The sequence below is a fragment of the Ideonella sp. P3_A4 genome (genome assembly GCF_056403075.1).
On record NZ_JBFUGE010000386.1, the window covers coordinates 1 to 5,793 of the forward strand.

5 protein-coding genes are annotated in these 5,793 nt (G+C 59.7%); all 5 read right to left on the reverse strand.

Going from position 1 to position 5,793, the window contains the following annotated elements; genetic code table 11:
• On the reverse strand, positions 1–1,432 hold a 1,432-nt coding region (gene dctP / locus AC1DYI_RS24780; protein WP_477206794.1), incomplete at its 3' end, for a TRAP transporter substrate-binding protein DctP.
• 334 nt (positions 1,433–1,766) lie between these two features.
• Positions 1,767–2,417, reverse strand: a complete 651-nt coding sequence (locus AC1DYI_RS24785; protein WP_477206795.1) for a hypothetical protein — start codon at positions 2,415–2,417, stop codon at positions 1,767–1,769.
• A complete protein-coding gene (locus AC1DYI_RS24790; protein ID WP_477206796.1) occupies positions 2,414–2,605 on the reverse strand; it encodes a hypothetical protein in 192 nt (63 codons plus the stop codon). Before AC1DYI_RS24790 ends, AC1DYI_RS24785 begins: the two co-directional genes overlap by 4 nt.
• 268 nt (positions 2,606–2,873) lie before the next feature.
• On the reverse strand, positions 2,874–3,884 hold the full coding sequence (locus AC1DYI_RS24795) for a DUF3616 domain-containing protein (protein ID WP_477206797.1): 1,011 nt from the start codon (positions 3,882–3,884) through the stop codon (positions 2,874–2,876).
• A gap of 159 nt (positions 3,885–4,043) precedes the next feature.
• Complete coding sequence (locus AC1DYI_RS24800) at positions 4,044–5,054, reverse strand: NYN domain-containing protein (protein ID WP_477206798.1); 1,011 nt, start codon at positions 5,052–5,054, stop codon at positions 4,044–4,046.
• Positions 5,055–5,793 lie beyond the last annotated feature (739 nt).

The window sequence follows — 5,793 nt, forward strand, 5'->3', positions numbered from 1 at the left end:
GCTTTGTGTTGCTGTCCGCGGCAACCGGTATCGTCTGCACGATGTGATCGATCGGACGAGTCTCGTCATAGTCCCAGATTGAAAACGCGATCTGAGCGCAACCCTGGCTCGCCGCATTGATGGGAACGCGGAAGGTGGAATGGGGCACGCCTTTGGCAGACAGTGCCCCGAAGGCCTGCGAGAGTGCTGGAATCCTGCTCAGGTCGGCGGGACCGCTGCCTCGCTGCTTCTGGAACTCCGAATCCTCTTGTGTCGAGAGCTTCCTGACATCGACGGAAATCAGCTGAGCGGCTTCTGCTCCGGCTCCATAGGTCAGCTCGCCTGACACAAGGATCGACCGGACAAGTAGCCGTAGTGGCTTGTTCTGTGCGACGGCGGCCGTAAGAGCCTTTTGCAGCTCACTGGAACTTGGGACGCCAATGCCGTCGACATATGCATACCGGGAGAGGTCCAAGACCGCCTCGTACTTGAGGCCTGCGACAGCGAAGTCTCGCGCAGCGTCCTCCCGTTCGAGCCACGCGTTCCATTTCGCGTTCACGTCGATGGCCGCGCTGCCCGATGCTACGTTGGATGCGGACGTGGTGTCCGCAAAGATCGTTGGAGGTCTCCCGTCCGGGCCCTGGAATCCCCATGCAAGTTGCGGAACCATTCCGGCAAACGCTAGCTTGGCGACAGCTGCAGCCTTCTCGGGGGCACCAGTCGTGGAGACAGAAGCGTACTTGACCACTTGTGAACGAGTAGTAGCTTCGGAAACTGCCACTGCCTTGTTGCTCTGCGCGGCGACCTGCGCCGCGTAGGTCCTTGTGGAAGCCTGCTCCTTCGGTGACAGTCCGTTCCAGTATTGAGTATTGGCGACTAAAACATACCCGCGGTACCTGTGGTTCGTTTCCAGAACGTTCACGGTCTCGGCCTGCATTGCCGCTGACTTGTCATTCGCAAGTTCCTTCCAACTCGTCTCGGCGAACGTGGAGATTCCTACCTTGACAGCGTCAGAGGCAGCACGCAGCTTGATCGGATCCGTCCCCAACTCTGCGAACTGCCTTGATGTCAGCGAGTCCGAGAGTCCTTTGACGGCAGTCTTTTGGCCCAGGATGTCATCTAGCGTCGGCGACGGCTTGCTCGATGCAAGTTGTACGAACCCCGAATGCCAGTACGAGAGGCCAGTCAGCTTCGACTTGGAAAGGCTTTCGAGTAGCTTCTGGCCCGTCTCACCAGCTTGGAAAGCCTCCACGTCCTTGTAGTCCTGGAATCTAAAGAGTGAGTCGTACACCGAAAACTCTGGGGCAACCTCAGTTAGGGCCCGCGTGGGCACGAGGGCAACCTGAACCCTCCCGCTTGAGACGTCGTCGAGCAGTTCCGACTGTGATCTGAATCGGACGAGTCCCGTCTTCCGCTTCGCCCCCTGCATCGTCGCGATGTCATTCGCAAACATCCGTAGTCGTCCTTGTTGCTCGACAGAGAGGTCTGCAGGGACGTCGATCTGCAGGTCTGCGGCTAGCGCTGCCCCCGATAGCAGTGCCAGCACGGTGCACGCAATCTGGCCAGCTGCCTGAAGCCGCCGTATGACCAGATGCAATGCAGCGGGCTGCACGATGTTGGCTCCAAAGTGGTCCAGGTGTCGCACTGAGCGCTCTTAGGGCGATGTGACTCGCGAGTTATCCACTTCCAAGCCGACTTGGCAAGCGAAGTGGCTTGCCGGCCGTCCACAAAGTTGGGGATGCGTTGGCTCGTAACCTACAGGAAGCAAGCACGAATGGCCTGTTTCATCAGTCATCGCAGTCGAGCTTTCGGCAGCGCTTGCTGGCTTGCTCGATGTACTGCGTCCAGTCTGTCGCAATGCCCAGTTGGGCGTCCTTGAACTTCATAGATCCATCCTGAACTCGGCGTGCGAGGTACATCTCGACCCGGTCCTTCTTCTTGAAGAACCGATTGCGAAGGATCACCCGCGATGGGCCGCATTTGGGCCAGATGTTGTCCAGCGTGTCCGCTCCGCCCAGTACGAGCGGCACCAACTGGTCGAGCTCGCAGATCTGTTTGACGCCCTTGTTGTCTGCAGGCTTCTTGATGTCATACAGAGCGTAGGTGCCTCGCTTTTCGGTCGCCGTTGTGGCGTTGTCGCGGACGCATGCGGTGCGGAAGGCAGGGTCCCGAAGCACGCGCTGGGTCAGCGTCGGATTCACCGCCCCGGGCGTGCAGTTCGGGTCTGGTAGTGGCAGGCCTTGCTTTAGGCGTGGCGTGCAGGATGTCGGTGCATCGACGGGCGTGGGCTTCATTGGCCTGGACGCACCGACGTCGATGTCGAACTTCAAGCAATCCATCTCTTCTTGCGCCTGAGCGTGACGCGGCAGCGCAGTGGTCAGAGCCAACAGTGCCACGTCGGAAAAGACGATCACCGTCCTGTGCGGCTTGCGTCTCATTCCTGCTTCCCCTTGCTGGCCTGAATGCCCTTGGGCAGCACGTTGCTGCCGCGGGAGATTCCCAACAGTCCCAGGACTTGGTTCGGGATATCGATGAGCTCTCCTGCTTCTAGGCACAGAGTGAGGTACAGACCCGCAATCACGAAGGTGAAGATAAGGAACTGGAGACGCGACAGACTGGCCTTCACCTGCCCGGTCACAGGATCTGTGGACTCGGTCAGCAGGCTGCTCAGGGGGACTCCTCCTAGTTGGCCCACTCCTGGCCGATTGAACTCTTACCTCAGGCGGAAACAGTCGCAACCTCTTTCCTACGGAAGTTCCTCAATCTTGTGGATGTCGTAGTTCGGGACTCGATCGCGAAGTGCCTCAGCCTCAGCCTCAGCCTCAGCCTCAGCCTCAGCCTCAGCCTCAGCCTCAGCCTCAGCCTCAGCCTCAGCCTCAGCCTCAGCCTCAGCCTCAGCGCTCGTCGAGCGTGAGGGCCCGAAACTTCTGCAGACGCTTCTTGGACCGGTCGTCGCAATCCACGCCGGGATTGATTTCGCCGTCGTCGCTGAGTGCGATGCTTCCGGCTGCTCCAGGCAGTGCAACTAGCGCCTCCGGAGAGAGATTCGAGGGAAAAGGCGTCTGGTTTGGTGAGGGCCTTTCATCGCGTCTGCCACTCCACTTGTACAGAGCGAACGGCTCTGTGTTCGCCACGGGACCAGCCACGATGAGGTAGTGATCGTCTACTCGATCGATGCTCCTGACGCCTCTATGGTTCAGGTCGAGCAAGATGGGCGTGCCGAAACGTGGCTTCTGGCCCCTGACCAGACCGTCTGGGTTTTCGAGTGGGATGAGGATCGCTTGTCCGTCGTCGGTCAGCGGTCCTCGCAATCCAATGACAACGCCGCCACCCTCCCAGGCAGCGAGCCCTTCGATATTGAGGCCACCCTTCTGCTCGGGGGCAATAGTGGCAGCCCTGGCCAGATTCAGCGGGCGGAGTTCAGAGGCCTGAACCAGGTCATCCAGAAGGTGCTTGTAGGGCTCGCCGGCAGGCTTCAAGCGCGGCGGGGTCTGGGTGACATCCACTTCGGTGGCGAAGAAGCGGCGCCGCCACTCCCGAGCGTTGCCGTCCTTGGTCAGGCTGTGCGACGAGATCCAATAGATCGTGTCGCCCAACCTGGCCGATGCCTCGATGTCCGAGGCCTTCTTTCCGGTCCCGAGGAATGCCGACAGATCAAGCGGAACTCCCACAGGTGCGGCAGCCTCGGTCGAGTAGGTGAGCAGGATGTTGCATTCATCCTCCGCGACCACGAAGTGACGGGCATCGAGCGGTGCGGCGGCCGATGCTTCCGCCATCCCTTCGTAGCTTTTGGTGCTCGGCTTTGCGCACACCGAAAGTGATGCAGCCATCAGCACCAGAGCAGCCAGGGATGGCCGCCAGATGGATCCAGCTGTTCCCATGTCGTTCGGGCGCGTCACGTCCACTAGAACGGATTCCGGGCGCCGAACCCGACATCGAGGCGAGCACGCTCGGGAAACCCCTAGCAGGCTCGCCGACGGTTCCAGCTGGCGAAGCCAGCTGGAACGGGGCGACTGTCTACTTCGACGTTGGCCTCTCCAACTGCGTGCCCGCACCATGGAAGGTCACCTCAATCGCACGATCTGATCTGATTCGCCCTTCTTTACCTCGACTACCGAATCCAGCACCTTCACCATCGCCGGGAAGTTGGCGTAGCCATGTTCCTTGGGGTCGAAGGTGGGATCGAGGCGCTTGATCATGTGCCAGATCGACCCCTTGTTGACCCACGGGTCGCCCTTGGTCTCAGTCAAAAGCTTGACGGCGCGACGCAGCAGCTCGGCTGCGAGGTCGACGGGCGCGGGTGGTGGTGCTGGCGGCGCCGGTGGCGTGCCGACTGGAGCGGGAGCGGGAGGCGCTGCCTGAGGCGGAGCCACGTCGACCAGGTTCTCGTAGTAGCGGAACTCGTGACAGCTCTTTGCCCAGTGGCGATTGGTGGACTTGCGGGTTGCCAGACCCACCAACGTGCGACCGGCGGCCTTGATCTTCTGCGCGACCGGCATGTAGTCGCTGTCGCCGCCGACGATGACTACTGTACCGATGTGCGCGAACCGACCGATGTCCTCGACTGCGTCGAGGCAGAGCTTGATGTCTGCGCCGTTCTTGGCCGATCCACCTGGCGGAAAAAGCTGGATCAGTTCGACGGCCGCCTGTAGCAGAGCATCTCGGTAGCGACCGTAGTACTGCCAGTTGCAATATGCGCGGTTGACGGCAATGGGGCCGAACGACGCTGCCAACTCGACGATGGCCTGAACGTCGACCAGTGGCTCCTGGGCCTTGAAGCGGTTGTCGGGCTTCGAATACGTGCTTTCGCCGAAGCGCTCCTCATACAAGCTGGCGTGCAGATTCTCGAAGTCCCAGTACATCGCGACGGATCGGTTCTCGTCGCGGTCGTTTATGTCCTGCATTTTGGTCCTCCGAATGTTCGCGAGTATGCGACCTAACCAGCAGGTGTCGCCTGAAACAGAGGCCTCCGGAAGCGCTCCGGAGACGTCCTGGCTTACCCAGGCATCACTCGACCGTTGAAATCGTCTCCTGGGGTCCTCCTGGGGTCTTGGGAGCGCGGCGGCCAACATCATGAGCCTTGCCTCAGGCATCCGGAGACGACGCCAGCAACTACCAAGGTAGTCCACCTTTCCGTACCGACAGGAGGCGCAGCACAGCCCAGAAGAAGAAATAGAGCTCAGCCTAGACAGGCGAGTTCAAAGGAGAAGGAGTCGAAGCAGAGTCCTTCAGAAGATCTCAGTAGATTCTTCTCAACCCGCCCTACCACCCTTGCAATGCTATCACAATAACTAATTACTCTTACCCTAATGCGACGGCACCGTAGGTGACGTCGCATTAGGGATATACGAGAAACATTCATCTGTCTCTCTTGGGTTCTCTTGCTTATTACGCGCGTATGCGCGAGGACTTCCAGGTCAGAAGCCAATTGAATGCGTGGTCAACCAACTAGAGTGAGGCTTCCACAAGCTAGAGTTGGTGTTCAGGAGCCGAAGAGTTAGAGAGTCTGGGTAGTAAGCACCATAGATCCCATCCTGAATCTGTCTGTATGTCGTGAATGCGCGAGGGTCCGACGCACGAAGTGCACAGTGGCATGCATTCGCATGGTTGAAGGTACCAGTCGTGGCGTTCAACGCGGCTGAGCTGTCTTAAGCCCAACTGACCAGTGCAAGACTGAGACTGGCCACAGAGTTCCTCTCGGCATCTCCGATTCAGTCTCCCTGTCGTCGGCCTGTCGGCTTCAACCGAAAGCATGTGCTGTCGCCGACGGTAGTGTGGCAGGGAGGTGAGATTCTTCCTCACCGAGCACTCCCC

What these genes read in the sequence shown, in the direction of transcription:
- AC1DYI_RS24785 (WP_477206795.1), bottom strand. Translation starts at nt 2,417, where the DNA reads ATGAGACGCAAGCCGCACAGGACGGTGATCGTCTTTTCCGACGTGGCA.
- AC1DYI_RS24800 (WP_477206798.1), bottom strand. Translation starts at nt 5,054, where the DNA reads ATGATGTTGGCCGCCGCGCTCCCAAGACCCCAGGAGGACCCCAGGAGA.